This is a genomic window from Streptomyces sp. CA-135486 (assembly GCF_050936555.1).
Classification (GTDB): domain Bacteria; phylum Actinomycetota; class Actinomycetes; order Streptomycetales; family Streptomycetaceae; genus Streptomyces.
On the sequence record NZ_JBNJMM010000001.1, the window covers coordinates 437,847 to 462,908 of the forward strand.

The window sequence follows — 25,062 nt, forward strand, 5'->3', positions numbered from 1 at the left end:
GGTCACGGATTCCCGCTGCCGGCACGGAACGTGCGCCGGTAGACCGTCGGCGGGACACCGAGCACCGCCTGCAGATGCTGACGCATCGACTGCGCGGTGCCGAAGCCCGCGTCCCGCGCCACCAGGTCGACCGAGAGGTCGCTCGACTCCAGCAGGTGCCGGGCCCGCTCCACGCGCTGCTGCGCCAGCCACTGCCCGGGGCTGACGCCGACCTCCTCGCGGAAGCGGCGCGTGAACGTCCGTACGCTCATCGACTCCTGCTCCGCCATGTCGCGCAGCTGGATCGGCTCGTGGAGGCGGCCCAGAGCCCAGGCCCGTGCGGTGGCCGTGGTCGCCAACTGCGGTTCGGGGATGGGCCGGTGGATGTACTGCGCCTGCCCGCCGTCCCGGTGCGGCGGTACGACCGTACGGCGCGCGACGTCGTTGGCGACGGCCGTGCCGTGGTCCCGGCGCACGATGTGCAGACAGAGGTCGATCCCGGCCGCGACGCCCGCCGAGGTGAGCACGTCGCCGTCGTCGATGAACAGGACGTCCGCGTCGACCTTGACGGACGGAAAGAGCCGCTGGAAGTGCTCGGCGGACGACCAGTGGGTGGTGGCGGGGCGGCCGTCGAGGAATCCGGCGGCGGCCAGGACGTAGCCGCCGGTGCAGATGGCGACCATGCGGGTGCCGGGCCGGATGTACGCGAGCGCGTCGGCCAGCTCGTCGGTGAGCCGGCCCTCCTCGAAGACGGGGCCCAGCTCGTAGGAGGCGGGGACGACGACGGTGTCCGCGGTGGCCAGCACCTGAGGCCCGTGCTCGACGTGGATGTCGAAGTCGGCGTCCGTACGGACGGGGCCGGGCCGGACCGAGCATGTGACGATCTCGTACAGGGGAGTGCCGTCCGCGTCCTTGGCGTGACCGAAGATCCGGTGCGGGATACCCAGCTCGAAGGGGAGCAGCCCGGTCAGCGCCAGCACGACGACCCGATGTCTCGCGAACTCACCCATGGCCCGATCCTAACGAACCCTGTCCTTCGGGCCACTCGTACGGACCAAGCCCGCACCAGATGCTGTGGGGCGTGACGCAGACAACCGGACTCCCCGCCCAGGACTCGGCCCAGGACTCGGCCCAGGCACCCGCCCAGGACTCGGCCCAGGACCCGGCCCAGGCACCCGCCCAGGCCCCCGCTCGGGTCAGCACCCCGACCGCCCCCGGCCGCCGCCCCGGCCGGGTCCACCGCGCGTGGTTCGTCGCGGCGGTGGCCTTCGTGACGATCATCGGCGCGGCCGCGTTCCGCTCCCTGCCGGGTCTGCTGATCGATCCGCTGCACAGCAAGTTCCACTGGTCGCACGGCACAATCAGTTTCGCGGTCTCGGTGAACCTCGCGCTCTACGGCCTCACGGCGCCCTTCGCCGCCGCGCTGATGGACCGCTTCGGCATCCGGCGCGTCGTCGCCGTCGCGCTCACGTTGATAGCCCTGGGCTCGGGCCTCACCGTCTTCATGTCCTCGTCCTGGCAGCTCGTCCTCTACTGGGGCGTGCTGGTCGGCCTCGGCAGCGGCTCGATGGCGCTCGCCTTCGCGGCGACAGTCACCAACCGGTGGTTCACCGAACGCCGCGGTCTGGTCACCGGCATCCTGACGGCCGCGTCCGCCTCCGGCCAGCTGATCTTCCTGCCGCTGCTGTCCTGGCTGGTGGAGCAGCACGGCTGGCGCCCGGCGTCGATCACGGTCGCACTCTCCGCCCTCGCCGTCGTGCCGTTCGTCTGGCTGCTGCTGCGTGACCACCCGGCGGACGTGGGGCTCGCCCCGTACGGCGCGAAGCAGTTCGCTCCGAAGCCCGCACCGGTGCCGGGGGCGGCCCGCCGCGCCGTGACGGTGCTCTTCTCGGCCGCCCGCACGGGTCCCTTCTGGCTGCTCGCGGGCACCTTCGCGATCTGCGGCGCCTCGACGAACGGACTGATCCAGACCCACTTCGTGCCCGCGGCCCACGACCACGGCATGCCGATCACGGCGGCCGCGTCCCTCCTCGCGGTGATCGGCGTCTTCGACGTCGTCGGCACGATCGCATCGGGCTGGTTCACGGACCGCTTCCCGCCGCGGCGTCTGCTGGCGGTCTACTACGCCCTGCGCGGCATCAGCCTGCTCTTTCTGCCGATGCTGCTGGCTCCTTCGGTCCACCCGCCGATGGTCTTCTTCATCGTCTTCTACGGCCTGGACTGGGTGGCGACGGTCCCGCCGACGATCGCCCTGTGCCGCGAGCACTACGGCGACGACAGCGCGATCGTCTTCGGCTGGGTGCTGGCATCGCACCAGGTGGGCGCGGCGCTGGTGGCCTTCGCCGGCGGCCTGGCGCGGGACGTGTTCGGCTCGTACGACATGGTCTGGTACGCATCGGGCGCGCTGTGCGCGGCGGCGGCGCTGATGGCGCTGGTGATCCGCCGCCGGCCCGAGTTCCCGTCGCCCGCGGCCGCCGTCTGACCCCGTCCGGGAGGCAACCTGGGGCAGCTTGATCCCCTCTTGCACGCAAGGGGGGTCTCGAATGAAGACGAAGTCGATGACACGGGCCGTCGCACGGGTGGCGGTGGCCGGGCTGTGCTGGGTGGTGCTGACGGGGTGCGGCACGGACAAGGCGGACGGCCGGACGTCCGAGGGGGCGGCAGCGCCCCCGTCCGTGCCCCCGTCCGTGTCCTCGTCCGCCGGGTCGGACTGCACGACGGACGACACGAGTGACGACGGGTGGGACGAGTCGCAGGTGCCGACGGACGAGGACACGGGCGTACCGGAGGAGACCACGGACGAGGAGACGGGCGAGCCGCAGGAGCCGACGGACGAGGACACCGGTGTACCGGAGGAGACCACCGAGGAAGACGCCGGTGAGCAGCCCGATCGTACGACGGACGACACCGCCGACGACCCCTGCTCGTCCGCGACATGGTTCGTCATGACCCGTGACTTCCGCGACTACCTCGCCGCCCATGGCACCAAGGCGGACGACGGCCTGGCGTTCGACGTGGTGAAGGTCCGCAAGGTGGGAGCGGTCAGCCAGGCCGTCGTCACCGTCTCCTACACGGCGGACGACACCCCGAGCGGTCGCCGGGTGGCCACCGCGTTCGCGGCCTGGCGCCACGCCGTGTACGGGGACAGGGGCACCGTACGGATCGAGTCCGGGGGCGGCCTGCTGATCACCACGGAGGACTGGTAGCCGCACGCCTAGGGTGTGAAGCGGCCGAACCTCCCGCGGTGGAAGAGCAGCGGCACACCCTCGTCGACCGCGCCCAGTGCCGCGACCCGGCCCACCACGATCAGATGGTCGCCGCCCGTGTGCACGGTCTGGATCGTGCAGTCGATCCAGGCCGGTACGGAGTCCAGGCGCGGCGCCCCGGTCGCCGGCGCGCGGTCGTACGTGACCCCCGCGAACTTGTCCGCACCGCTGACCGCGAAGCCCTGGCACAGCTCGCCCTGTTCCGCACCCAGGACGTTGACGCAGAAGGCCCCGGCGCGGGCGACGCGCGGCCAGGTCGTCGACGTACGGGCCACCATGAAGGCGACCAGCGGCGGATCGAGGGAGAGCGAGGCGAAGGACTGGCAGGCGAACCCGGCCGGCCCGTCCTCGTCGTACGCCGTGACGACGGTGACCCCCGTCGCGAAGTGTCCCAGCACACGCCGGTATTCGCCCGGCTCGACGGGCAGCCGCTCGTCGTCGCCGACGGCCCGCAGTTCGGGCCGCGGGTGGGGGTACCTCCCAGAAGTAGCTGGGGGAGCTTCGAACGGCTCGGTGGCCGTGGGGGCCCCGACCGAGCGGAGGTATCGGACGGCGGTGGCGGCCATCCCTGCGTGTCCCATCACGCCATCCATTGAACCTGACGGTTCGTCAGATTGGAAGGGGTGAAGGACCCTGCCGGACACCTGCCGACACCCCTAGCGCCCCCGGTACTCGGGCGTACGGCGCTCCACGAAGCTCGCCACCCCCTCCTTCGCGTCCCGCGTCGTCATGTTGATCTCCTGCGCCGCCGCCTCCGCCGCGAACGCCGTGGCCCGGTCCGCGTCCAGCGACGCGTTCACCAGCTGTTTGGTGAGGCCGATCGCGCGGGTCGGCCCGGCCGCCAGCCGCTGCGCCCACTCGCGCGCCGTCTTCGCCAAGTCGTCCGCGGGGACGACGCGGTTGACGAGACCGAGCCGTTCGGCATCGGACGCCGGCAGCGCGTCGCCGAAGAACATCAGCTCCTTCGCGCGCTGCGGCCCGACCAGCCGCGGCAGCAGATACGCCCCGCCGCCGTCCGGGACGAGCCCCCGGCGTACGAACACCTCGATGAACGAGGCAGGTTCCGCGGCGAGTACGAGGTCGCAGGCGAAGGCCAGATGCGCGCCGATGCCGGCCGCCGTGCCGTTGACCGCCGCGATCACCGGCTTCTCGCAGTCCAGGACGGCGGAGATCAGCCGCTGCGCGCCGAGCCGGATCGTCCGGGCGACGTCTCCCGCCACGCGTTCACCGGCCACTGTCGTCCCCCGCAGATCCGCGCCCGCGCAGAATCCCTTGCCGGTGGCGGTGATCACGACCGCCCGCAGGGAAGGGTCTGCGGAGGCGTCCGCGAGCAGCGCGATGATCCGCTCCCGCTGGTCCCGGGTGACCGCGTTCATCGCCTCGGGCCGGTTCAGCGTGACCCACGAGACGCCGTTCTCCACGCGGTGGAGTACGTCCGAACTCATCGGCACACCGCCAGCGCGTCCAGCGCCACCGCGCCCTGCCCCCGCGGGAGCACCATCAAGGGGTTGATGTCCAGCTCGGACAGCTCGTCGCCCAGCTCCAGCGCCATCCGCTGGACCCGCAGCACGACCTCCACCAGCGCGTCAACATCCACCGGCGGCCCGCCCCGTACGCCGTCCAGCAGCGCGCGGCCGCGCAGTTCGCCGAGCATCGCGCGCGCCTGGTCCTCGCCGAAGGGCGGAACGCGCACCGCCGCGTCGTGCAGCACCTCCACCAGCACCCCGCCGAGCCCGACCGCCACCGTCGGCCCGAACAGCGCGTCCTGGGTGACACCGACGACCATCTCGACGCCCCGCTCCACCATCTGGCAGACCAGGATGCCGTCCAGGTCGACGCCCTCGTAACGGGCGATGTCGGTCAGTTCGCGATAGGCGTCGCGGACCTGGCTCGCCGAGGTCAGCCCGATCTTGACCAGGCCGAGTTCGGTCTTGTGGGCGAGCTGCGTACCCGACGCCTTCATGACGACGGGGTAGCCGACCAGGCCCGCTGCCCTGACCGCCGCCGCCGCGCTCGTCACCAGCTGTTCGCGCGGCACGCGGATTCCGTACGCCCGGAGAAGCGACTTGGCCGCGTGCTCGCTCAGCTGCTTGCCGGGACGCATCAGTGCCTGCGCCTTGCGGAAGGAGGGGGACGGGGTGCGCGGCGCCTCGTCGAAGGGCGAGAGGTAGCCGGTCGTGAACCGGTGGTGGTCCAGATAGGCGCGTACCGCCGTGATGCAGTTGCCGAAGGTACGGAACGTGGCGACCCGCGAGGACCCCAGCAGCGTCTCGCGGTACGCCGCCTCGGTGCCCAGCGGCGACCCCCACACCACGCAGATCAGCTTGTCCGTCGCCTCGGCCGCGTCCACCAGGTCCTGCGCCAGCTTGTCGCTCATCGGCGGGAAGGGGCCGGTGATCGGACAGATCAGCACCCCGACGGCCGGGTCCGCCAGAATCGCGTCGATGATCTTGCGGCCGCGCCAGTCGCCCACCGGGTGCCCGCCGTTGTCGACGGGGTTCGCGACGCTCAGATACTCCGGTATCCACTCGTGCAGCTCGGCCTGCCTGGCCTCGGACAGCCGCGGCAGCCGCAGCCCCGCCGAGGTCGCCAGGTCCGAGAAGTGCGCGCCGGTGCCGCCCGAGATCGAATAGACGACGACGCCGTCGGCCACGGGCCTCCGGGCTCGCGCCAGCAGGGCGGAGGTGTCCTGGAGTTCGTCGAGCCCGTCCACCCGGATCACGCCGAACTGCCGCATCGCCGCGTCCACGACCTGGTCCGCGCCGGTGAGTTTGCCGGTGTGCGACGCGGCCATCCGCGCCCCGGTCTCGGTCCGCCCGACCTTGACCGCGACGACCGGGACCCCGCGCCGGGCCGCGCGGTCGGCGGCGAGCAGGAAGGAGCGTCCGTCCTTGAGCCCCTCCACGTAGCAGGCGATGGCGCCGACCTCGGGTCGCTCGGCGAAGTACGAGATGAAGTCGGCGGTCTCCAGATCGGCCTCGTTGCCGGTGGGCGCCCAGTGGGAGAGCCGTACGCCCAGCTCCTGCATGGTGAAGACGGGCCGCCCCTGGTGCCCCGACTGGGTGATCAGCGCGATCGCCGGGCCGTCCAGGTCGTCCCGGAACTTCTCGAAGGCGTTGAGATTGGTGTTCGGCCCGAGCAGCCGCAGCCCCGCCCGCTCCACCGCCGCCGCCAGCCGCGCCTGGGCGGCCGCGCCCTCCGCCCCGGTCTCGGCGTACCCGGAGGCGAAGGCGACGGCGAACTTGACCTTGGCCTCGGTGAGTTCCTCGATGACGGGCAGCGGGTCGGCGACGAGCAGCACGGCCAGATCGATCTGTTCGGGCAGGTCGCCGACGGAGGGAACGCAGCTGAGACCGAAGACGCTCGCGCGGGAGGGATGCACGGGATGGAGCCGCGCCCCGACGCGCTCGGCCCAGTCGATGAGCTGCCGGGTGATGCCCGTATTGGGCCGTCCGTCACCGTCGGAGGCCCCGACGACGGCGACGGAGGTGGGCCGGAAGAAGCGGTCCAGATCGGGCACGGGAGCGTACAGCGGCCGCCCGCTGACGTCGAGATCGCCGTCGCCCGCGGTGACCGACGTCGTGTCATGGACGGCATTGCGGGGGTGCTCGCCGCAGGCCACTACGCGCGCGCGGAGGCCGGAGGTGAGGGTGCCGTGAGTAGATCCAAGCATCGCTGAGCCCCGCTCCTGCTCGTTGGCCAAGTTAACTGACGCATAGTCAGATTACAGACCTGACGACCTGTCAGGAACAGCGCTGCACGCAAAGCCTGGCGATCACCGGCGAATCCGGCGCCGGGGCGGACCGGGCTCATGCTGATTGACTACCCGCCCGGGGACCTCTGGAGACGGCGCGATTCAGCCCTTGGACAGCGCCTTGGCGATTTTGCGCGCGTCGATCGCCATCTCGCGGAACATCCCGCTGATCGGGTTCGTGAACCCCGTGAAGTACAGCCCCGGCGCCTGCGCCGGCGTGCGGCCGCCGTGGGTGAGGGGTCTGCCGCGCTCGTCCAGGACGTTCAGGGGGCCGACCAGGCCCTCCAGTGCCCGGCGGTAGCCCGTCGCCGCGATCACCGTGTCCGGGGAGATCCGGGTGCCGTCCGCCAGGACCGCCTTGCCGTCGTCGAAGGACTCCAGCGCGGCGACCGGTTCGACCGTGCCGGAGCGGACCGCGTCGATCAGGCCCACGTCCTGGACCGGGATCGCGCCCTCGCGGACCCGGGAGTACAGGCCCGTGTCCGGGCGGGGCAGGCCCCGGTCGGTGAGGTCGGGGACGGAGATCCGGCTTATGATCCGGCCCGCCCGGTCCACCAGCCGTACCGGCAGCCGGCGGACCAGGATGCCCGTGCGCTGGGCCGGCCAGCCCGCGGTGGATCGGCGGACGATGTGCGGGATCGTCCGCACGGCGAGGCGGACGCGCGCCGCGCCGCCCTCCACCAGGTCGACCGCGATCTCCGCGCCCGTGTTGCCGACGCCTACGACCAGCACGTCCTTGCCCGCGTACGGCGCGGCATTGCGGTACTCGCCCGCGTGCAGCAGTTCCCCGGTGTACGTGTCCTGGCCGGGCCAGTCGGGCAGCCGTGGGGTGTGGTTGTAGCCGGTGGCCACCACGACCGCGCGCCCGGTCAGCTGCCGGCCGCCCGTCGCGTGCAGCAGCCAGCCGGAGCCCGACTGCTCGATACGGGACACCTCGACGCCCGTGACGATCTCCAGCTCGTGGAACTCCGCGTACTTCTCCAGATACCGGATCACGTCGTCCCGGGACACCCAGCGCCCGAACGACCGCGGCATCGCCAGCCCGGGCAGCTCGGACAGCTTCCGGGTGGTGTGCAGATGCAGCCGGTCGTAGTGGCGGCGCCAGGACGCGCCCACGGACTCGGACTTCTCCAGCACCACGGCGCGTATGCCGTGCTCACGCAGCGCCGCGGCTGCCGCGAGGCCTCCCGGGCCGCCGCCGATGACGTACACGGGCCGGTCGTTCGTGAGGTCGATGTCCTGTTCGTCCGCCATGAACCTGAGCGTAATCACCTGATTACTTGATGGGTCTCAGTCAAGACGGGAATCGGTTGCGAATCGATCACGCATGCAGACCCCTTGCGCGCGCGCCGCCGCATCCGCTGAACTGACGTACCGTCAGATATTGGAGAGAGGGAGTTCCGGATGGAGACCGTCTGGCTCACCGGCGCCGAATGGCTCGCCGTCCTGCGCATCGGTCTCGGCCTGTGGTGGCTGGAGAGCTGGCGTCACAAGGACAAGAAGGGCTGGTTCGAGCGCGGCACCGGCATCGCCTGGGCGGCCGACGTCGCGGGCAGGCACAAGTGGCCGGCCGTGAAGAACGGCTTCAGGACAGTGGTCGAGCCGCGCCCCAAGGTGATGGCGTACATCGTCGTCTACGCCGAACTCGCCCTCGGTCTCGGCCTGATCGTCGGCTTTCTGACCCCGATCGCCCTCGTCGGCGGACTGCTCCTCAATCTGCTCTATCTCATTCTCATGATCCACGACTGGGCGGAACAGGGGCAGAACGCCATGATGGCGCTCATATCCCTCGTCGCCCTCGTCGCCGTGTCCTGGCAGACCTGGTCCCTCGACAGCGCGATCGGACTCTTCTGATGACCGCGACGCCTGAAGTCGACGACTTCACCCGCCCCTTCTGGGACGCCGCAGCCGATGGACGGCTGCTGCTCCGCCGCTGCCACGCCTGCGCGAAGGCCCACCACTATCCGCGCGAGTTCTGCCCGCACTGCTGGAGCGAGGACGTCGACTGGGAGCCTGCGAGCGGTCGCGCCACGCTCTACACCTGGTCCGTCGTGCACCGCAATGACCTGCCGCCGTTCGGTGACCGCGTCCCGTACACCGCCGCGGTCGTCGATCTCGCCGAAGGGCCGCGGATGATGACGGAGGTCGTCGGCTGCCCGGAGAGCGAGCTGAGCATCGGCATGGAGCTGGAGGTCACCTTCCGGGCCGAGGCGCGCGCGGAGGCGATCCCGGTGTTCCGCCGCCCGGCTCAGGGCCAGAGCAACTCCCGTACCCAGGCGCCCTCTTCACGCCGGTAGCGCAGCCGGACATGCTGCCGCCGCTCGTCACCCTGGAAGAACTCCACCTCGTACGGCTGGAGGACATACGACGTCCAGGTCGGCACGGGCGCGTCGGGCTCGGCCTGCGCTCGCTCCCACGCTGCCTGTGATGCCGCCGCCAACTCGTCCTGGGAGTCGAGGACTTCGCTCTGCCGCCCGGTGAGTGCGGCGGCGAGCGCGCCCGTCGAGCGGGCGTGCAGATCGGCCTGGCTCTCCGTGGAGCCGCCCGCCGTCACCCGGCCGCGGACGCGGATCTGGCGGCCCTGCGCGGCCCAGTAGAAGCCCAGTGCGGCCTCCGGACGCGCGGCCAGCTGCCGGCCCTTCGCGCTGGTGGCGTGCGAGGCGAAGTGCCAGCCGCGCTCGTCCGCGTCGTGCAGCATCAGCGTGCGTACGTCGGGACGCCCCTGCTCGTCCACGGTGGCCAGGCTCATGGTGTGCGGCTCGGCCTGGCCCGCGGTCACGGCCTCGGCGAACCACCGGTGGAAGAGGGGCAGCGGGGCGGCGGGCGCGGAGGCCGGGTCGAAGGCGGGCAGGGTGGTGTCCCAAACCCGCTGCGCGCGCAGGAGCTTGCGGAAGGTGTCCTGCCGATCGTTGTCCATACGGGCAAAGTACTACACTCACAGTGGTATCAGCCCGGGTGCGTGGTATCAGCCTGGGTGCGGTGATCGAGAGGACGCAGATGAGGCAGAACCTGGCCCGGCGCGCGGCGCTGGTGGACGCGGCCATCGAAGTGCTCGCCCGGGAGGGCGCCCGCGGCCTCACCTTCAGGGCCGTCGACGCCGAGGCCGAGGTCCCCAAGGGCACCGCGTCCAACTACTTCGCCAACCGCGACGATCTGCTCAACCAGGCGGGCGGCCGGATCTATGAGCGGCTGCGCCCGGACGACGCGACGATGGAGGCCATGTTCACCGGTCCGGCCACGCCGGCGCGGACCGCGGAGCTGGTCCGTGACGTGGTGGAGCGGGTCACGGCCTTCCGCACCGGATACCTCGCCCTGCTCGAACTGCGCCTGGAGGCCACCCGCCGCCCCGAGCTGCGCGCGTTGCTCACCGAGCGCGTCAGCGAGGACGTCGAGGCGAATGTCGCCAACCATCTGGCCGCCGGTCTGCCCGGCGACGCCGACGCGGTCAGGATGATCTATCTGGCGGCCAACTGGCTGGTCGTGGAGCGCCTCACGCTGCCCGACGTCTTCCCGAAGGAGCAGGCGGCCGAGCTGATCACGGCCCTGGTCGAGCGGCTGCTCCAAGACTCCCCGTAGAAGGGCCATTTCGAGCCTCCGGAAGGGCCGACTCCTCGGGCCACCGGGCCGATACCGTGCCCCGCGAACAGCCCGAGCGCGAGGCCGAGGAGGTTGTCGACGATGTCCTGCAGGTCGGCGGCGCGCAGCAGCCAGGGCACGGCGTACTACGTCATGACCGCCGTTCACCGCGGCCGGGATGCCCGTCTGCTCTCGGCCCCGGGGTCCTCAGTCCCGGCCCAGTACCACCGTCCCGGACGAGCAGAACCAGCCGCCCGTGCCGGACGCCACCGCCAGCCGCGGCGTGCTCCCGTCCGGCTTGTGCACCTGGTGGCCGCCGGCCTCGCCGCGCAACTGCCGTACGGCTTCGACCAGCAGAAACAGCCCGCGCATGCCTGGATGACAGGCGGACAGTCCGCCGCCGTCGGTATTCACCGGCAGTTCGCCGTCCCGCCGGAGCCGGCCCTTCTCGACGAACGGGCCGCCCTCCCCCTTGGCGCAGAAGCCGAGATCCTCCAGCGTCACGAGCGTCATATGGGTGAAGGCGTCATAGATCTCGGCGATATCCATATCGGCAGGGGTGACGCCCGCGCGCTCGAAAGCGAGGCGGCCCGAGACCGCCGCCGGGGAGATGGTGAAGTCCTCCCACTCGGACATGGTGCTGTGCGACACGTACTCACCGGTGCCGAGGATCCACACCGGGTCCTTCGCGGTGTCCGGCACGTAGTCCTCCGCCGCGAGCAGCACCGCGCAGCCGCCGTCGCTGCGGATGCAGCAGTGCAGCTTGGTGAACGGATCCGCGATCATCGGCCCGGCCAGCACCTCGTCGACCGTGATCGGCTCACGGAACATCGCGTCCGGATTGGCGGCGGCGTTCGCCCGTGCCTGGACGGCGACTTCCGCGAGCTGCTCCAGCGTCGTGCCGTACTCATGCATATGGCGACGGGCGGCCATCGCGTACTTGGCGATGAGCGTATGCCCGTACGGGACCTCGAACTGGAGCGGTCCGCGGCCGCCGAAGGAGAGGTTGGAGGTGCGCCGCCGGGCCTTGATGTCGGCGCGAGCGGTCGATCCGTAGACGAGGAGCACGGCGTTGGCGTGCCCGGCGGCGATCGCGTCGGCCGCGTGCGCCGCCATGACCTCCCAGGTGGCGCCGCCGACGGCGGTCGAGTCCACCCAGCGCGGCTTGAGGCCCAGATACTCGGCGACCTCGACCGGGGCGAGTGTGCCGAGTCCGGCGGAGCCGAAGCCGTCGATCACCGAGCGGTGCAGGCCGGAGTCGGCGAGTGCGCGGCGGGCGGCCTGGGCATGCAGGGCATGGGGCGTCGGTCCGTCGACGCGGCCGCAGTCCGAGAGGGATATGCCGACGACGGCGACCTTGCGCGGAGTGGAAGGCATGGATCTGACGGTACATCAGATAACGTGGAGCGTATGCCCAGAAGTGCCGCTGAAGATGTTGACGCCTACCTCGAGGAGGTGGCGGAACAGGACCGGCTGACCGCCCTGATCCGGATCCGGGAGCTGTGCCGGACCGAGCTTGTGGGGTACGAGGAGGTGATGGCGTGGGGCATGCCCTGCTATCGCCGCAAGGGCGGTGAGCCGGAGATCGCCTTCGCCAATCAGAAACAGTACGTCTCCTTCTATCTGATGCGGCCGGACGTGCGAGAGGGGTTCGAGGAGCGGCTGGCGGACCAGGACATGGGCAGAGGTTGTCTGCGGTTCCGGCATACGGAGTCGATCGACTACGAGCTCGTCCAGGATCTGCTGCGGGCGGCTGCGGCGGCCCCTGGAGATGTTTGCTGAACGCGCCTCTGTGCTTATGGGGTCCCCCCTTCTAACATGACGGGCCGTCAGATCGGAGGGGATCGCATGGACACCGCCTTCACCGCGGAGCAGGACGAGATCCGCCGCACCCTGCGCGAACTGCTCGCCAAACGGTCCGGCCCGGACGAGGTCAAGGCCGCGGTCCGCACCGCCGCCGGGTACGACCCGCAGCTGTGGGCGCAGCTGTCCGAGCAGCTGGGCCTGCCGGGGCTCGCACTGCCCGAGTCGTACGGGGGTGTGGGCTGCGGCCTCACCGAGCTTGCGCTCGCCTGCGAGGAGACCGGGCGGGCGCTGCTGCCGTCGCCGCTGCTGGCCACGGCGGGGCTCGCGGCACCGCTGATCGCCGCGCTGGGGGCGGCCGGGCAGCGCGACGAGCTGCTGCCCCGTATCGCGGACGGCTCGCTGACCTGCGCACTCGCCGTTCCCGGCGGCAGCCTTGCGCTTGCGCTCGGGCTGAGTGGCGACAACACGTCGGGGGCCTGGGCGGGCGGCGGCCGGGCCGGCGGAGTCCAGGCGCGCCCGGGCGAGGGCGGGTCCTGGCTCCTGTTCGGGGAGGCCGCGCAGGTCCTCGACGGGCACAGCGCGGGACTGCTGGTGGTGGCGGCGCACACGGGTGGCTTCGCGCGCAGCCGCACGCTGCTCTTCCTCGTCCGGGCGGCGGACGCGGTGGGGCTTTCGCGGGTGCGTCAGACATCGCTGGACGAGACGAGGCCGCAGGCCCGTGTCGAACTGCGCGACTGCCCCGCCGAGTTGCTGGGCGCGGACGATGCGGCGGACGTGCCGGGGGCGCTGGCCTCGGCGGGGGCGGGCGCCGCGGCCCTGCTGGCGGCGGAGGCGGTCGGCGCGGCGGCGAGCGCGCTGGACCGGACGGTGGAGTACGTCGGGGCGCGCGAGCAGTTCGGCCGGGCGATCGGCTCCTTCCAGGCGGTCAAGCACCGGCTGGCGGATCTGTACGTACGCATCCAGGCGGCCCGCTCGGCGGCGTACTTCGCGGCCTGGGACCCGACCGAGGCCGGGGGCCTGGCGCTGGCCCAGTGCCTGGAGGCGCTGCGGGTGGTCGCGGGGGAGGCGGTCCAGCTGCACGGCGGCATCGGCTTCACGTGGGAGCACGAGGCGCATCTCTACTTCAAACGGGCGGCGGGGGACGAGCTGCTCTTCGGTCCCGTACACCGGCTGCGCGGGCGGGCGGCGGAGACGGCGGACCTTTTCGCCGCGGCGGAGGTGAGGGTCTGATGGCTCCTGGCGTCCGGCTCGTCCAGAAGATCTCCTCGACCCGCGCCTTCGCGAAGCTCGCGCCGCATTTCGTCCCGGCGCTGGACCGTACGGTGCACCGGCTGACGCGGGGTCGGGTGCTGCTGAGCGCGCGGATGCTCCCGGGGGTCGTCCTGACGGCCCGCGGCGCGAAGAGCGGCCTGCCGAGGGTGACGCCGCTGGCGTGCATGCCGTCGGGGGACGGCTGGATCCTGGTCGGCTCCAACTTCGGCCGCGAGGCGCACCCGTCCTGGACGACGAACCTGCTGGCGCACCCCGACGCGGAGGTCAACTGGAGGGGGGAGGACATCGCGGTCCACGCGCGCCTGCTCACATCCGGGGAAAGGGAAACGGTGTGGCGGGAGGCGCTGGCGTTCTGGCCGCCGTACGCGACGTACCAGGCACGGGTCTCCCGCGAAATCCGGGTGTTCCGCCTCACGCGCCGGTAGCGCTTCCCCGCCGGGTTGCCCGGGGCTCCCGAGCCCCGGGACCTGATCACTTGGGATGCCGCTGCCGTTCCCGCTCCGTAAGCTCGTATACGGGAGTGTCCCCGACGGGCCGAGGTCCACCAGGCGCACGACGCCGTTCGCCTCCGGCTTTTTGAGGTGACGTGGAGCCATTCATGACCACACCGCGGGACCTGTTGATCGTTGCCATTGACATGGCGTCCAGTCGCCCTCCGGAGCGAGGCGATCTGTCGCTCGCGCTCGCGGGAGCCGAGCTGATCGAGCTCCTGGACGCCCAAGCCGTCGCGCTGGAAGGCGATCACATCGTGCCGGGCTATCGGCCTGCAATGGCTGATCGCCTGTTGGAGGAGGCCGCGTCGTCGCTTGTCCGGCAAGCGCCGTACGAGTCGGTCGGCGACTGGCTGTGGCGCAGAGGCCGGGGCCTGTCCGCCGCCTATCTGGCCGTCCTCGAGGCGGAAGGGCAGCTCACGCGGGGACGACGCCGCCGCTGGGGGCTGTCCCGAACCGGTGAGACGGAGCTGGCCGATTCGCCCGCTCGCCGCCTGGCGGCGGAACGCTGGACATCGGGTGAGCCCATCCTCGCCGCCCTTGCGGCGGCCGTCGGGATCGACGACAAGCGGACGGGAATCTCCGCGAGCGTGGCCGACGACGCCGTGGCGACAGTGCTCGCCGCCGTCCATGACGCGGTGCGGGAACTGGAGGCCGAACGGCAACGGCGGGCCATCGAGGAGGCGGCCTTCGACAACATCTGGCGAGGCGATTAAGACCACACGCGCGGTGGCGCGGCGCTCCTGGACGCCGCGGCGCCGCGAAGCCGGCGCTCCGGGGGGCGGGCGTCGACCCCCGCGTACCTCCACCCACCGGGGTCCAACCCGTTCGCGGAGGGGCGAAGCTCTGGGGGGAGGGCGGCGTGGGGAAAAAAGCACCGACGGCGCCCCCCGCAGGGACCGCCGTCGGCATGACAGGACTCGGCGCAGGCGCGCGCAGCTACTTCGTCGGCTTCTTGCCGGTGATCCCCAGATGCACCAACAGCGCCAGATTCGGCTTCAGTTCAGCCTGCTTCACGCCCCACGTCGTAAACCCCTTCTGATGCGACGCCACCGCCGCCAGCATCGCCACCAGCGCCCCCGCGACCGCCGCCGGGCTCACGTCCTTGTCCACCTTGCCCTTGGACTGCAGGTCCTTCACCGCGTCCGAAAGTGAGTTGGTGACCGAGTTCAGGATCTTCATGCGGATCTTGTAGAACCGTTTGTCCCCCTCGGCGGCCCCCAGATCCACCACCCGCAGAATCGCGTCATGGCGGCGCCAGAAGTCGAGGAAGCCCTCGACCAGTTCCTCCGACGTCTGCCAGCCCGCCTTGCCCACCCAGGAGCGGCCGGAGACCAGTTCGGTCAACCCCGCGCCCTCCTTGGCCATTTCCTCGGCGATCTCGAGGACCGCGCCCTCGACGTCCGGGAAGTACTGGTAGAAGGTCGCGGGCGAAGTGCCCGCCTTCCGGGCCACGTCGATGACCTTGACGTCCCGGTACGGCGAGGAGCTGAGCATCTCGCTGAGGCAGTCGAGCAGCTTCTGCCGCGTCGCCTGGCCGCGTCGCCCGGCCACTCGGCCGTCGACGGTGCGTACTTGTCCTGTCATGCCGTCAGCTTACCGAGGGGTGATCGGCGCGCGATTCGGCCGACTGCAAATGGGGTGCGTGAATAGTGTTATCAACAGCCTGTGGATAACTTTCGTGGACAAGTCAACGATTCTTGGGCCCGCCGTCACCGAGTCGATGCCTCATTGTCCTGACAAGTGGACAATCGTTCGATCCGATCCCCTGCGACCCGCGCCCCGCCCCGCTAGCTTGAGTGTGACGGGCACCACACCCGCCGCATCCCGCGCAGGAAGGAACCACGTCCATGGCCGCATTCGCAGAGGGCACGCCGTGCTGGGTGGATGCCGCGCTCCCTGACGTGGAGGCGGGCAAACGGTTCTACGGTGAGCTGTTCGGCTGGACCTTCCGGCACGGCGAAGGGCTGCAGGTGGACGCCTATAGCGACGGAAAGCTCGTCGCCGCCCTGGTGCCCAAGAGTGACGGCAGGATGCCCACCGTCTGGGGCGTCTACTTCGCCACCTCCGACGCAACCACCCTGGTCAGGAAGATCGGGGAAGCCGGCGGTCAGGTGATCGTCGACCGGCAGCCCGTCGGCACCTCCGGCACCGTCGTGGTCGCCGCGGATCCGGGTGGTGCGGTCTTCGGGGCCTGGCAGCCGGGTGACCGGGCCGGGTTCGAGAAGCAGGGCAAGCCCGGCTCCTTCTGCTGGACCGAGGTCTATTCGCGGGACAAGGAGCGGGTCGACCCGTTCTACGAGTCCGTCTTCGGCTTTCAGGGGACGGACCTGCGGACGGACCTGTCCGACGACCCCAACGACTCCGACGCCTCCGTCGACTTCCGCATGTGGTCGCCCGCCGGTACGGAACCGGGGGAGGACACCGCCATCGGCGGCCGGAGCGTGATCACGGATGCCTTCCCGGCCGAGATGCCGGGCCACTTCCTCATCTACTTCTGCGTCGACGACTGCGACGGGACGGCTGCCGCCGTCACCCGTCTCGGTGGCCGGGTCCAGGCGCCGCCCTTCGATATTCCGTACGGGCGTATCGCCGTGGTCGCCGACAACCAGGGGGCTTCCTTCGCCGTACTCGCCGAGCCGCAAGCGGAGTCCGTGTCGGTGCCGGGGCAGGAGTCGGAACTGGAACCGGAGCGGGAACCGGAACCGGAGGCCGAGGCCAAGACGGCGTGAAAAGGGCCACCGGGCATCCGGAGGCGCGTGGCTGAACCGTTCCACCTCCCGGCCCGTGCCCGAAACCGGGTGAGACACCCCGATCCGCCCCCGGGTTCGCAACCGTCGCCCGAGACAGGAAGAATCAGGGTGCGCACCGCTGAGGGTCTCGGTGGTGAGACGCTGCACGGGGCTGTGATGGACGGGCTCCATTTCGATCTGGGGCCCGTACGGGGAGGTGGCAGGCAGGTATGGAGCAGCTGACGCAGCATGACCCGAGACGGATCGGTCCGTTCGAGGTACTGGGACGGCTCGGTGCCGGCGGCATGGGGCTGGTCTATCTCGCCCGGTCGGCGTCCGGCCGCCGGGTGGCGATCAAGACGGTGCGCACCGAGCTCGCCGAGGACCAGCTGTTCCGTGTCCGCTTCACCCGTGAGGTGGAAGCCGCCCGGGCCGTCAGCGGTTTCTACACGGCGGCAGTGGTGGACGCCGACCCGCGGGCGGCCGTGCCCTGGCTCGCCACCGCGTATGTACCTGCCCCCTCCCTCGAGGAAATAGTGAATGAGTGCGGGCCGATGCCGGCCCAGGCGGTGCGCTGGCTGGCGGCCGGCATCGCCGAAGCGCTGCAGTCCATCCACGGCGCGGGCCTCGTCCACCGCGACCTCAAGCCGTCGAACGTGCTGGTGGTGGAGGACGGGCCGCGCGTCATCGACTTCGGTATCGCGTCCGGCGTCTCCAACACCCGGCTGACCATGACCAATGTCGCGGTCGGCACACCCGCGTACATGTCGCCGGAGCAGGCGCGCGACTCGCGCAGTGTGACCGGCGCGAGCGATGTGTTCTCGCTCGGCTCCACGCTGGTCTTCGCGGCGACCGGGCACGCCCCCTTCCACGGCGCCAACCCGGTCGAGACGGTCTTCATGCTGCTGAGGGAGGGCCCGGACCTGGAGGGCCTGCCCGACGAGCTCCGGCCGCTGATCGAGTCCTGTATGAAGATGGAGGCCGGGCTGCGGCCCACACCCGAGGATCTGCAGGCGCAGCTCGCCCCGCATCTGTTCTCCTCCGGCAGCGACGACAGCGGGACCGCGTCGGCATGGCTGCCGCACCGGGCCACCGCGATGATCGAGCACCGCCGCGGCGGACGGCCCCCCGCCCCCGCTCCCACGCAGCGCCCCGCCGAGCCCGCCCCGCCCGCTCTCCAGGCGCCGCCGCAGCAGTCGCCCCGGCCAGGCGGCGCCGACTGGGACTCCGCGTGGCACGGCGGCAGCGACCCGCGTACGGGACAGGCCGCGCCCTCACCCGCGGCCGGGCCCTCACCCGTGGCCGCGCCCGCGGCAGCGGCCGCCGGACCGGTGCGGCTGCCCGGCGCCAAGGTTCCGATCGGTCCCGGCCCCCGGGTCGCCGACCCGGGCCGCAACGCCGTCGCCGAGGCCGGTCCCGCGACCGGCTGGATCCGCCCGCCCGGCGGCCTGAACGGCGACGGGGCCGTGACCAGCCCCCTGCCCTCGCCCGGCCCTGCCCCGGCCCAGGCGCCCGTGCCGCCGCCCGCCTCTCCCCCGGACGGGGCCGCGGGCCACTGGCGCCCGTGGCGCTTCCGGATGTCGAACGACGTCTGGGGCACGCCCGTCGTCGCCGGGGATCTGCTGTACGTCACCTCCTTCGAGGTGCACGCCCTGGACGTGGGCAGTGGCCGCCGCCAGTTCAAGACCAGGGACGTGGCTTGGGCGATGGCCGTCGCCGCCGGCCGTATCCACGCCTCGGACGGGCCGACGCTGTACGCGCTCGACGCGGCGAACGGCCAGGAGCGCTGGCGGCTGGGGACCGACGCCTGGGTGTTCTCCCTCAAGGTCGACCGCGGCACCGTCCTGACCGGGACGCGCGGCGGTGGCGTACAGGCCTGGGAGGCGTCCAACGGCGAGAAGCTGTGGGAGACCACCGGGGCGCAGTCGGACTTCGAGACCCAGGAGGCCGGGCCCGCGATCTTCGGCGACACGGTGTACGTGTGGAAGGACGCGAGGCTGCGCGCGCTGGAGGCCCGTACGGGCGTCGAGCGCTGGTCGTACCCCATCGGCGACGCGGCTTCCTGCGGCAATGTGCCGGTCCGGGTGCATCCCGCGTCCGACGGCTATGTGTACGTCGCGGCCGGCACCCGGGTGCTCGCCATCGACGTCGCGAACGGCCTGGTCCGCTGGCACTTCGAGTCGCCCGCGGTGTTCCTCTCGCCGCCGGTCTTCGCACCGGGGCCGGCGGTGACGGGCGGCGGTGTCTACCTGGCCGACTACCTCGGCACGGTGTACGCGCTCGACGCCACGACCGGCAAGGACCGCTGGCGCATCGCCACCGAGTCGCGCCAGTCCACCGAGCCGGTCCTCGTCGCGGGCGGCAACATCCATGTCGGCAGCGGCAGTGCGCTCTACACCCTGGACGCGGTGACGGGCACCCCGATGTGGCGCTTCGCCGCGGGCGGCGAGGTCATCGGCGCCCCGGTGGTGGCGGACGGCCGGGTGCACTTCGGCTCCGCGGACCATGTGCTCTACACGCTGGACGCGAGCGGCGGCCAGCTCCGCTGGAAGCTGGCGACGGGCGGCGAGATCACGGGCTCCCCGGTGGCCGAGGGCGGTGTGGTGTACGCATGCAGCAAGGACCGCTGTGTGTACGCGCTGGACGCGGTGAAGGGCACGGCGACGGGGAGGGGCGGGGCGCGCTAGCCGAGAGGAGGGTGGCCGAGCTGCGAGCCGCTCCCTATGGCGACCCGAACCGTCCGGGCGTAGCGTCGTGATCGAGAGCGGCACATCGAGGAGGCGTCGGTGGTGGCCCGCACCATCATCGGCTCCGTCCCCGCTCTCATCGGAGCGACGGCCGCCGTACGGGCCCCTTCCGTGACTGGTACGACGGCCGTCACGGGCGCGACCACCCCGTCTGGATCTGTTCACCCTCGCCCTGGGACGGACGTGGCGCGGCGATCAAGCGCTGCTAGGGTGACGTGTGCTCGTCAACTCGGGCCACACATCCACACTTTCAACGGGGGTTGAAACGTGAAGATCCGTCATGTCCGCGCCATTGCCGTCTTCGGTGTCGCAGTCGTCGCGCTCACCGGAGCCCGCGGCTCCCACGGCGGCAGCTGCTCAGGCGGCAGCAGCCACGGAAGCAGCAGTAGCAGCAGCGGCGGCACGAGCGGTGGCAGCCACGACAACGACACCACCACGTCGGGCGGTTCCACCGGCTCCCTGACCGGTGGCGGCTCCAGCGCCCACAAGGCGGAGCGGGACGTGAGGATCGACGAGTGCAAGCTCGACGCCTCGGGCAAGAACCTCACCGCGAAGATCACTGTCACGAACAATGACTCGCTGACGTACGACTACGACGTGAGCATGCAGTTCAAGGGCGACCTCGGCGAGAGCGTCGACCTGGCGATCGCCAAGGTGGACAACCTCAAGGTCGCGGCGGGTGCGTCGGAGACGAGCGTGGCGACGACGCCGTACACGGGGTCGGGCGACGGCTCCGAATACAAGAAGTGCGAAGTCATCAGCGCGAGCCGCACCGCGGCCTGACCCGGGGCTCCGTAACCGGGGGCTCTGCCCCCGGACCCTGAGTCCTCAATCACCGGACGGGCTGGAATTCAGCCCGTCCGGCGATTGTCACCGCACCCGGTACCCGCCCCCGCGTCCCGCGAAGCGTTCCGCCTGCCGCTCCGGCGGCGCGTTGCCGAGCGCGATCAAGTGCGGCGCGAGCCCAAGCGCCTGCGTCCTCGCCGCCTCCCGCGACGCCCACACCGCCCGTACCGTCCCCTGCACCGCCTCCGTCGGGTACGACGCCACCACCTCCGCCGCCCGCACCGCCGCCCCCGCCGCGTCGCCCGGGTCCGTCAGTTCGGAGACCAGGCCCGTCTCGTATGCCCGCTGCGCGGAGATCCGTTCCGCCGTCCCCATCAGCGCCATCCGTGCCACCTCGCCGAACGGCATCCGCTGCGCCAGACAGATCGTCTCGTACGCGCTGACCATGCCGTACGTCGTATGCGGATCGAAGAACGTCGCCTCCCGCGAGGCCACCACGAACTCGCTCTCGCCGAGCAGATAGAAGGCCCCGCCGCAGGCCATCCCCTCCACGGCCGCGATCACCGGCTTCCACAGGTCGTTCGCCTTCGGTCCGATCGCGATCAGCGGATCGTCGATCGTGTACGGGGACGAGGGCTGCGGCACGTCCACCGAGCGGTCGATGCCGGTGCAGAACGCCTTGCTGCCCGCGCCCGTCACGACCACCGCCCGTACGGTGTCGTCGAAGCGGAAACCCCGCCACACAGCGGCCAGTTCGTCCGCCATCCCCAGATCGATCGCATTGTGCTTCTCGGGCCGGTCCAGCGTGACGAGCGCGACCCCGGTCTCCTTGACGGCCTCCACCCGGATACTCATGCCCGCTCCAGCAGCCAGCGCGGGACGGTGACGCCGCCGTCCGTGAGCGTCGTGAACGCCACCCTCACCCCGGCGCCGATGCGCAGCAGTGCCGGGTCCACCGAGTTCAGCGGGGCGTCCGGCGCCGCGACCACATTGCCGGCCAGCCGGATGCGGGGGGCTTCCAGGAGTTCGACGACGACCGCGTTGTACGGGGCCTGTTCGGCGTACCCGGGCAGCAGCGGCGGATGGGGGAGTACGTACGACCAGATGCGGCCGCGGCCGCTCATCCTGCGCCACCGGCTGTCGAAGCAGTGGCAGTGCGGGCAGCAGGGCCGGGGCGGAAAGCGCGGCTCGCCGCAGGACGCACAGGCCTGGACGCGCAGTTCGCCCCGCGCGGCGTACTCCCAGAAGGGGGCGCCGTCCTCGTCGACCAGCGGTGTCAGCATCTCAACTCCTCAGCAGAAGGGCCGAAGTGGGCACTCCCTCGCCCGCCGTGACCAGACAGGTCGCAGCGTCCGGGACCTGTCCGGTGGAGCTGCCGCGCAGCTGCTTCACGCCCTCGTTGATGAGGTTGAAGCCGTGTACGTACGCCTCGCTCAGGCCGCCGCCGCCGGTGTTGAGCGGCAGCCGGCCGCCGATCTCCAGCGCGCCGCCCTCGGTGAAGGCCGCGCCCTCACCTCGCCCGCAGAAGCCGTAGCCCTCCAGCGAGAGGGGTATGAGCGGGGTGAACGCGTCATAGATCTGGGCGACGTCCACGTCCTGCGGGCCGAAGTCGGCCTGTTTCCACAGCTGTCGGGCGGCCGTCCACGCGGGCCCGGTGAGCGGGTCGTCGTTCCAGTAGTTGACCATTCCGTGGTGCTGGGCGGGCAGGCCCTGGGCGACGGAGTGGACGTACACCGGCGGCCGGCGGCAGTCGCGGGCGCGTTCGGCGCCGACGATCACGCAGGCCAGCGCGCCGTCCGTCTCCAAGCAGTTGTCGAAGAGGCAGAGCGGCTCGCTGATCCAGCGCGAGGTCATATACATGTCGCGGGTCAGCGGCCGTTCGTACATCACCGCGGTCGGGTTCTGGTTGGCGCGGTTGCGGCAGGCGAGGGCGACATTGAAGAGATGGTCGCGGGTGGCGCCGTACTCGTGCATATAGCGCCGCGCCAGCATGCCGATCTCGTCGGCGGGGCGCAGCAGTCCGAAGGGGCGGGTCCACTGGCCGGGGGTGGGCAGCTGCACGGCGGTGTTCTTCCAGGGGCGGGGTCCCGAGCCCCTCTTACGGGATCGCCAGGCGACCCCCACGCTCGCCTGTCCGGTCGCGATGGCCCCGGCGAGATGGGCGATCGTGGCGCAGGAGCCGCCGCCGCCGTAGCCGGCCTTGGCGAAGAACGTCACATCACCGGCGCCGATGGACTTCGCGATCTCGACCTCGTCCGTCTCCTCCATCGTGTACGAGGCGAAGCCGTCGACCTCCGAGGGGTCGATGCCCGCGTCGTCGAGCGCGGTGAGGATGGCCCGGCAGGCCAGGGTCTTCTCGGATTCGGGGAGTTGTTTCGCGAAGGCGGTCTGCCCGATCCCGGCTATCGCGGTTGCGTCCTTGAGGCTCGCCATGTGGGGGAGGGTACAGCTAATCTGACGGGTAGTCAGCTATCGAGTCGGCTACTGCGGGAACGGCAGGAGGGCTAGCGATGCGCGGCGATCTGGAGTGGGGCACCATCCCGAGGCTGGTGCGGAGCGCTGCCGAGCGGTACGGGGGCAGGGAGGCCGTCGTCGAGGGCCGCACCCGCGTCTCGTACGGCGAACTGGGCGAGCGCGTCGAGCGCGCGACCGCCGCCTGTATGGCGTCGGGAGTGGAACCGGGCGACCGGGTCGCCATCTGGGCCCCGAACAGCCTCGACTGGATCGTCTCGGCACTCGGCGCGGTCACGGCCGGGGCCGTGCTGGTGCCGCTGAACACCCGCTTCAAGGGCACGGAGGCCGCGTACGTACTCCAGCGCAGCCGCGCCAGGCTCCTCTTCGTCACCGGCACCTTCCTCGGCACCTCGTACGTCGCCTCGCTGCGCCGCGCGGAGGTGAACCTGCCGCATCTGGAACAGGTCGTGGTCCTCACGGACAGCGCGCCCGAGGACTACCGCACCTGGAAAGACTTCCTGGCGGGCGGCGACGGAGTCTCGGCGGCCGAGGTACGCACCCGGGCGGACTCGGGGGACCCCTCGGCCCCCTCCGACATCATCTTCACCTCGGGCACCACCGGCAGCCCCAAGGGCGCCGTCATCACCCACGCCCAGACGCTGCGCTGCTACGACGTGTGGAGCGAACTCGCGGGGCTGCGCGAGGGCGACCGCTATCTGATCGTGAACCCGTTCTTCCACACCTTCGGCTACAAGGCAGGCATCATCGCGTGTCTCACGCGGGGCGCGACGATGGTGCCGCAGCCGGTCTTCAACGTGGACACCGTGCTGGCGAACATCGCCTCCGAGCGCATCTCGGTGCTGCCGGGACCGCCGACGCTGCACCAGTCCCTGCTCGACCATCCGGCTCGTGACCAGCACGATCTGTCCGCGCTGCGTCTCGTCGTCACGGGCGCGGCGGTCGTTCCGCTTCAGCTCGTCGAGCGGCTGCGCAGCGAGCTGAGGATCGCGACGGTGCTGACGGCGTACGGCCTCTCGGAGGCCAGCGGCATCGTCACGATGTGCCGCCGCGGCGACGCCCCCGCCACGATCGCGGCCACCTCGGGCCGCGCGATCCCGGACACGGAGGTCCGCGTCATGGCTCCGCCCGGCGAGCCGGGCGAGGTGCTGGTGCGCGGACACCACGTGATGCGGGGCTACTTCGAGGACCCGCGGGAGACGGCGAAGGTCATCGACGAGGAGGGGTGGCTGCACACCGGCGACGTCGGCGTGCTGGACGCGACGGGCAATCTCCGTATCACCGACCGGATCAAGGACATGTTCATCGCCGGCGGTTTCAACGCCTACCCGGCGGAGATAGAGCAACTGCTCGGCCTGCACCCCGACGTGGCGGATGTGGCGGTCATCGGGATACCGGACGCGCGGCTGGGCGAGGTGGGCAAGGCGTACGCGGTACGGCGCCGGGGCTCGACGCTCACGGCGGACGATCTGATCGCGTGGTCGCGGCGGGAGATGGCGAACTACAAGGTGCCGCGGGAGGTCGAGTTCGTGAGCGAGCTGCCGAGGAATGCGAGCGGCAAGGTGCTGAAGACGGAACTGCGCTCGCGGGCGCGGTCCTGAGGGGCGAGGGTTTTGCCTGGGCTCCGCCCCGGACTCCCGGGAACGCGGCAGGCACCAGGTGGGCCGGAGTCGCCCGCGTATTGAACGCCACTGGGGCCGAGCAGTGGCTCGGCCCCAGTGGGTGTGCTGCGGTGCCTGGGAGCTATGGTCGCAGGCACACAGCGGCCGCGACGGCTCCCCTCCGCGCCGTCGCGGCCGCACCCCGTCCGAGTGGATTCCGGATCAGCCCTTGGGTGGGGCAGGTGCGTGGCTGTCCATGGTGGTGAGGCCGCCGTCCTTGGGCGGGGCGGGCGCGTGGCTGTCCATGGTGGTGAGGCCGCCGTCCTTGGGCGGGGCGGGCGCGTGGCTGTCCATGGTGGTGAGGCCGCCGTCCTTGGGCGGGGCGGGCGCGTGGCTGTCCATGGTGGTGAGGCCGCCGTCCTTGGGCGGGGCCGGCGCGTGGCTGTCCATCGTGGTGAGCTCTTCAGGCTTCTTCTCGGTGTTGCTCATTTTTCCGCCCCCATAGGGTTGCCCGACACGAACTAGATGAGGCCTTCTGCCCGGAGACTCCCCCGAGGGTCGCCGGACAGAAGGCCAGGGG

25 protein-coding genes are annotated in these 25,062 nt (G+C 71.3%); 13 read left to right on the plus strand and 12 right to left on the minus strand.

Annotated elements, in window-relative coordinates; all coding sequences use genetic code 11:
- Window positions 1–2: 2 nt before the first annotated feature.
- A complete protein-coding gene (locus ACQEVG_RS02155; protein WP_432976092.1) occupies window positions 3–989 on the minus strand; it encodes a GlxA family transcriptional regulator in 987 nt (328 codons plus the stop codon).
- Window positions 990–1,048: 59 nt separating this feature from the next.
- Between ACQEVG_RS02155 and ACQEVG_RS02160 the strand changes: the two genes are divergently transcribed.
- Window positions 1,049–2,461, plus strand: coding sequence for an MFS transporter (locus ACQEVG_RS02160; protein ID WP_432976095.1), 1,413 nt, complete (start codon window positions 1,049–1,051; stop codon window positions 2,459–2,461).
- Window positions 2,462–2,522: 61 nt separating this feature from the next.
- On the plus strand, window positions 2,523–3,185 hold the full coding sequence (locus tag ACQEVG_RS02165) for a hypothetical protein (protein ID WP_432976098.1): 663 nt from the start codon (window positions 2,523–2,525) through the stop codon (window positions 3,183–3,185).
- A gap of 8 nt (window positions 3,186–3,193) precedes the next feature.
- On the opposite strand, the gene ACQEVG_RS02170 is transcribed toward ACQEVG_RS02165, so the two are convergent.
- The 4 genes from ACQEVG_RS02170 to ACQEVG_RS02185 all read right to left on the minus strand — a co-directional run bounded on the left by ACQEVG_RS02170 (window position 3,194) and on the right by ACQEVG_RS02185 (window position 8,253).
- Window positions 3,194–3,811 (minus strand): flavin reductase family protein, encoded by a 618-nt coding sequence (locus ACQEVG_RS02170; protein WP_432984965.1) that lies wholly within the window; start codon window positions 3,809–3,811, stop codon window positions 3,194–3,196.
- A gap of 90 nt (window positions 3,812–3,901) precedes the next feature.
- Window positions 3,902–4,690: an enoyl-CoA hydratase/isomerase family protein gene (locus tag ACQEVG_RS02175; RefSeq protein WP_432976101.1), complete on the minus strand. Its 789-nt coding sequence runs from the start codon at window positions 4,688–4,690 to the stop codon at window positions 3,902–3,904.
- A complete protein-coding gene (locus ACQEVG_RS02180; RefSeq protein ID WP_432976104.1) occupies window positions 4,687–6,918 on the minus strand; it encodes an acetate--CoA ligase family protein in 2,232 nt (743 codons plus the stop codon). The genes ACQEVG_RS02175 and ACQEVG_RS02180 overlap by 4 nt, the downstream gene beginning before the upstream one ends.
- A gap of 183 nt (window positions 6,919–7,101) precedes the next feature.
- On the minus strand, window positions 7,102–8,253 hold the full coding sequence (locus ACQEVG_RS02185; RefSeq protein WP_432976107.1) for a flavin-containing monooxygenase: 1,152 nt from the start codon (window positions 8,251–8,253) through the stop codon (window positions 7,102–7,104).
- Window positions 8,254–8,403: 150 nt separating this feature from the next.
- On the opposite strand from ACQEVG_RS02185, the gene ACQEVG_RS02190 reads away from it, so the two are divergent.
- On the plus strand, window positions 8,404–8,853 hold the full coding sequence (locus ACQEVG_RS02190) for a DoxX family protein (protein WP_432976110.1): 450 nt from the start codon (window positions 8,404–8,406) through the stop codon (window positions 8,851–8,853).
- On the plus strand, window positions 8,853–9,296 hold the full coding sequence (locus ACQEVG_RS02195) for a Zn-ribbon domain-containing OB-fold protein (RefSeq protein ID WP_432976113.1): 444 nt from the start codon (window positions 8,853–8,855) through the stop codon (window positions 9,294–9,296). The genes ACQEVG_RS02190 and ACQEVG_RS02195 overlap by 1 nt, the downstream gene beginning before the upstream one ends.
- Here the strand turns inward: ACQEVG_RS02195 and ACQEVG_RS02200 are convergent.
- Window positions 9,248–9,916 carry a pyridoxine/pyridoxamine 5'-phosphate oxidase gene (locus ACQEVG_RS02200; protein ID WP_432976116.1) on the minus strand — a complete coding sequence of 223 codons (669 nt, stop codon included), beginning with the start codon at window positions 9,914–9,916 and terminating at the stop codon, window positions 9,248–9,250. The genes ACQEVG_RS02195 and ACQEVG_RS02200 overlap by 49 nt on opposite strands.
- An 80-nt stretch (window positions 9,917–9,996) precedes the next feature.
- Here ACQEVG_RS02200 and ACQEVG_RS02205 point away from each other — a divergent pair, with 80 nt between their 5' ends.
- Window positions 9,997–10,575, plus strand: a complete 579-nt coding sequence (locus ACQEVG_RS02205; protein WP_432984968.1) for a TetR/AcrR family transcriptional regulator — start codon at window positions 9,997–9,999, stop codon at window positions 10,573–10,575.
- A 207-nt stretch (window positions 10,576–10,782) separates the two neighbouring features.
- On the opposite strand, the gene ACQEVG_RS02210 is transcribed toward ACQEVG_RS02205, so the two are convergent.
- Window positions 10,783–11,952 carry a thiolase C-terminal domain-containing protein gene (locus tag ACQEVG_RS02210; protein ID WP_432976120.1) on the minus strand — a complete coding sequence of 390 codons (1,170 nt, stop codon included), beginning with the start codon at window positions 11,950–11,952 and terminating at the stop codon, window positions 10,783–10,785.
- Window positions 11,953–11,985: 33 nt separating this feature from the next.
- Here ACQEVG_RS02210 and ACQEVG_RS02215 point away from each other — a divergent pair, with 33 nt between their 5' ends.
- From ACQEVG_RS02215 to ACQEVG_RS02230, 4 genes are all read left to right on the plus strand, one after another.
- The gene (locus ACQEVG_RS02215) at window positions 11,986–12,357 is read left to right on the plus strand and encodes an iron chaperone (protein ID WP_432976123.1); all 372 of its coding nucleotides are present in this window, start codon (window positions 11,986–11,988) and stop codon (window positions 12,355–12,357) included.
- Between the two features lie 66 nt (window positions 12,358–12,423).
- Window positions 12,424–13,611: an acyl-CoA dehydrogenase family protein gene (locus tag ACQEVG_RS02220; RefSeq protein ID WP_432976126.1), complete on the plus strand. Its 1,188-nt coding sequence runs from the start codon at window positions 12,424–12,426 to the stop codon at window positions 13,609–13,611.
- Window positions 13,611–14,078, plus strand: coding sequence for a nitroreductase family deazaflavin-dependent oxidoreductase (locus tag ACQEVG_RS02225; protein ID WP_432976129.1), 468 nt, complete (start codon window positions 13,611–13,613; stop codon window positions 14,076–14,078). The genes ACQEVG_RS02220 and ACQEVG_RS02225 overlap by 1 nt, the downstream gene beginning before the upstream one ends.
- A 173-nt stretch (window positions 14,079–14,251) precedes the next feature.
- Entirely contained in the window at window positions 14,252–14,860 is a 609-nt protein-coding gene (locus tag ACQEVG_RS02230; protein WP_432976132.1) for a GOLPH3/VPS74 family protein, read from the plus strand.
- Between the two features lie 223 nt (window positions 14,861–15,083).
- Here ACQEVG_RS02230 and ACQEVG_RS02235 read toward each other — a convergent pair whose 3' ends face one another.
- Window positions 15,084–15,731 (minus strand): TetR family transcriptional regulator, encoded by a 648-nt coding sequence (locus ACQEVG_RS02235; protein WP_432976135.1) that lies wholly within the window; start codon window positions 15,729–15,731, stop codon window positions 15,084–15,086.
- A gap of 263 nt (window positions 15,732–15,994) precedes the next feature.
- On the opposite strand from ACQEVG_RS02235, the gene ACQEVG_RS02240 reads away from it, so the two are divergent.
- The 3 genes from ACQEVG_RS02240 (at window position 15,995) to ACQEVG_RS02250 (ending at window position 20,406) form a co-directional block, all read left to right on the plus strand.
- Window positions 15,995–16,876, plus strand: coding sequence for a VOC family protein (locus ACQEVG_RS02240; RefSeq protein WP_432976138.1), 882 nt, complete (start codon window positions 15,995–15,997; stop codon window positions 16,874–16,876).
- 230 nt (window positions 16,877–17,106) lie between these two features.
- Window positions 17,107–19,563 (plus strand): PQQ-binding-like beta-propeller repeat protein, encoded by a 2,457-nt coding sequence (locus ACQEVG_RS02245; protein ID WP_432976141.1) that lies wholly within the window; start codon window positions 17,107–17,109, stop codon window positions 19,561–19,563.
- Window positions 19,564–19,890: 327 nt separating this feature from the next.
- On the plus strand, window positions 19,891–20,406 hold the full coding sequence (locus ACQEVG_RS02250) for a hypothetical protein (protein ID WP_432976144.1): 516 nt from the start codon (window positions 19,891–19,893) through the stop codon (window positions 20,404–20,406).
- Between the two features lie 87 nt (window positions 20,407–20,493).
- Here the strand turns inward: ACQEVG_RS02250 and ACQEVG_RS02255 are convergent, their stop codons facing one another.
- From ACQEVG_RS02255 to ACQEVG_RS02265, 3 genes are read right to left on the minus strand one after another with little or no spacing between them, the layout of a single operon-like run.
- Window positions 20,494–21,264, minus strand: coding sequence for an enoyl-CoA hydratase/isomerase family protein (locus tag ACQEVG_RS02255; protein WP_432976147.1), 771 nt, complete (start codon window positions 21,262–21,264; stop codon window positions 20,494–20,496).
- Window positions 21,261–21,692 (minus strand): Zn-ribbon domain-containing OB-fold protein, encoded by a 432-nt coding sequence (locus ACQEVG_RS02260; protein WP_432976150.1) that lies wholly within the window; start codon window positions 21,690–21,692, stop codon window positions 21,261–21,263. Before ACQEVG_RS02260 ends, ACQEVG_RS02255 begins: the two co-directional genes overlap by 4 nt.
- A 1-nt stretch (window position 21,693) precedes the next feature.
- The gene (locus ACQEVG_RS02265; protein WP_432976153.1) at window positions 21,694–22,842 is read right to left on the minus strand and encodes a lipid-transfer protein; all 1,149 of its coding nucleotides are present in this window, start codon (window positions 22,840–22,842) and stop codon (window positions 21,694–21,696) included.
- Window positions 22,843–22,919: 77 nt separating this feature from the next.
- Here ACQEVG_RS02265 and ACQEVG_RS02270 point away from each other — a divergent pair, with 77 nt between their 5' ends.
- Window positions 22,920–24,482, plus strand: a complete 1,563-nt coding sequence (locus ACQEVG_RS02270; protein WP_432976156.1) for a FadD3 family acyl-CoA ligase — start codon at window positions 22,920–22,922, stop codon at window positions 24,480–24,482.
- A 222-nt stretch (window positions 24,483–24,704) separates the two neighbouring features.
- Here the strand turns inward: ACQEVG_RS02270 and ACQEVG_RS02275 are convergent, their stop codons facing one another.
- Entirely contained in the window at window positions 24,705–24,971 is a 267-nt protein-coding gene (locus ACQEVG_RS02275; protein ID WP_432976159.1) for a hypothetical protein, read from the minus strand.
- Between the last annotated feature and the right edge of the window lie 91 nt (window positions 24,972–25,062).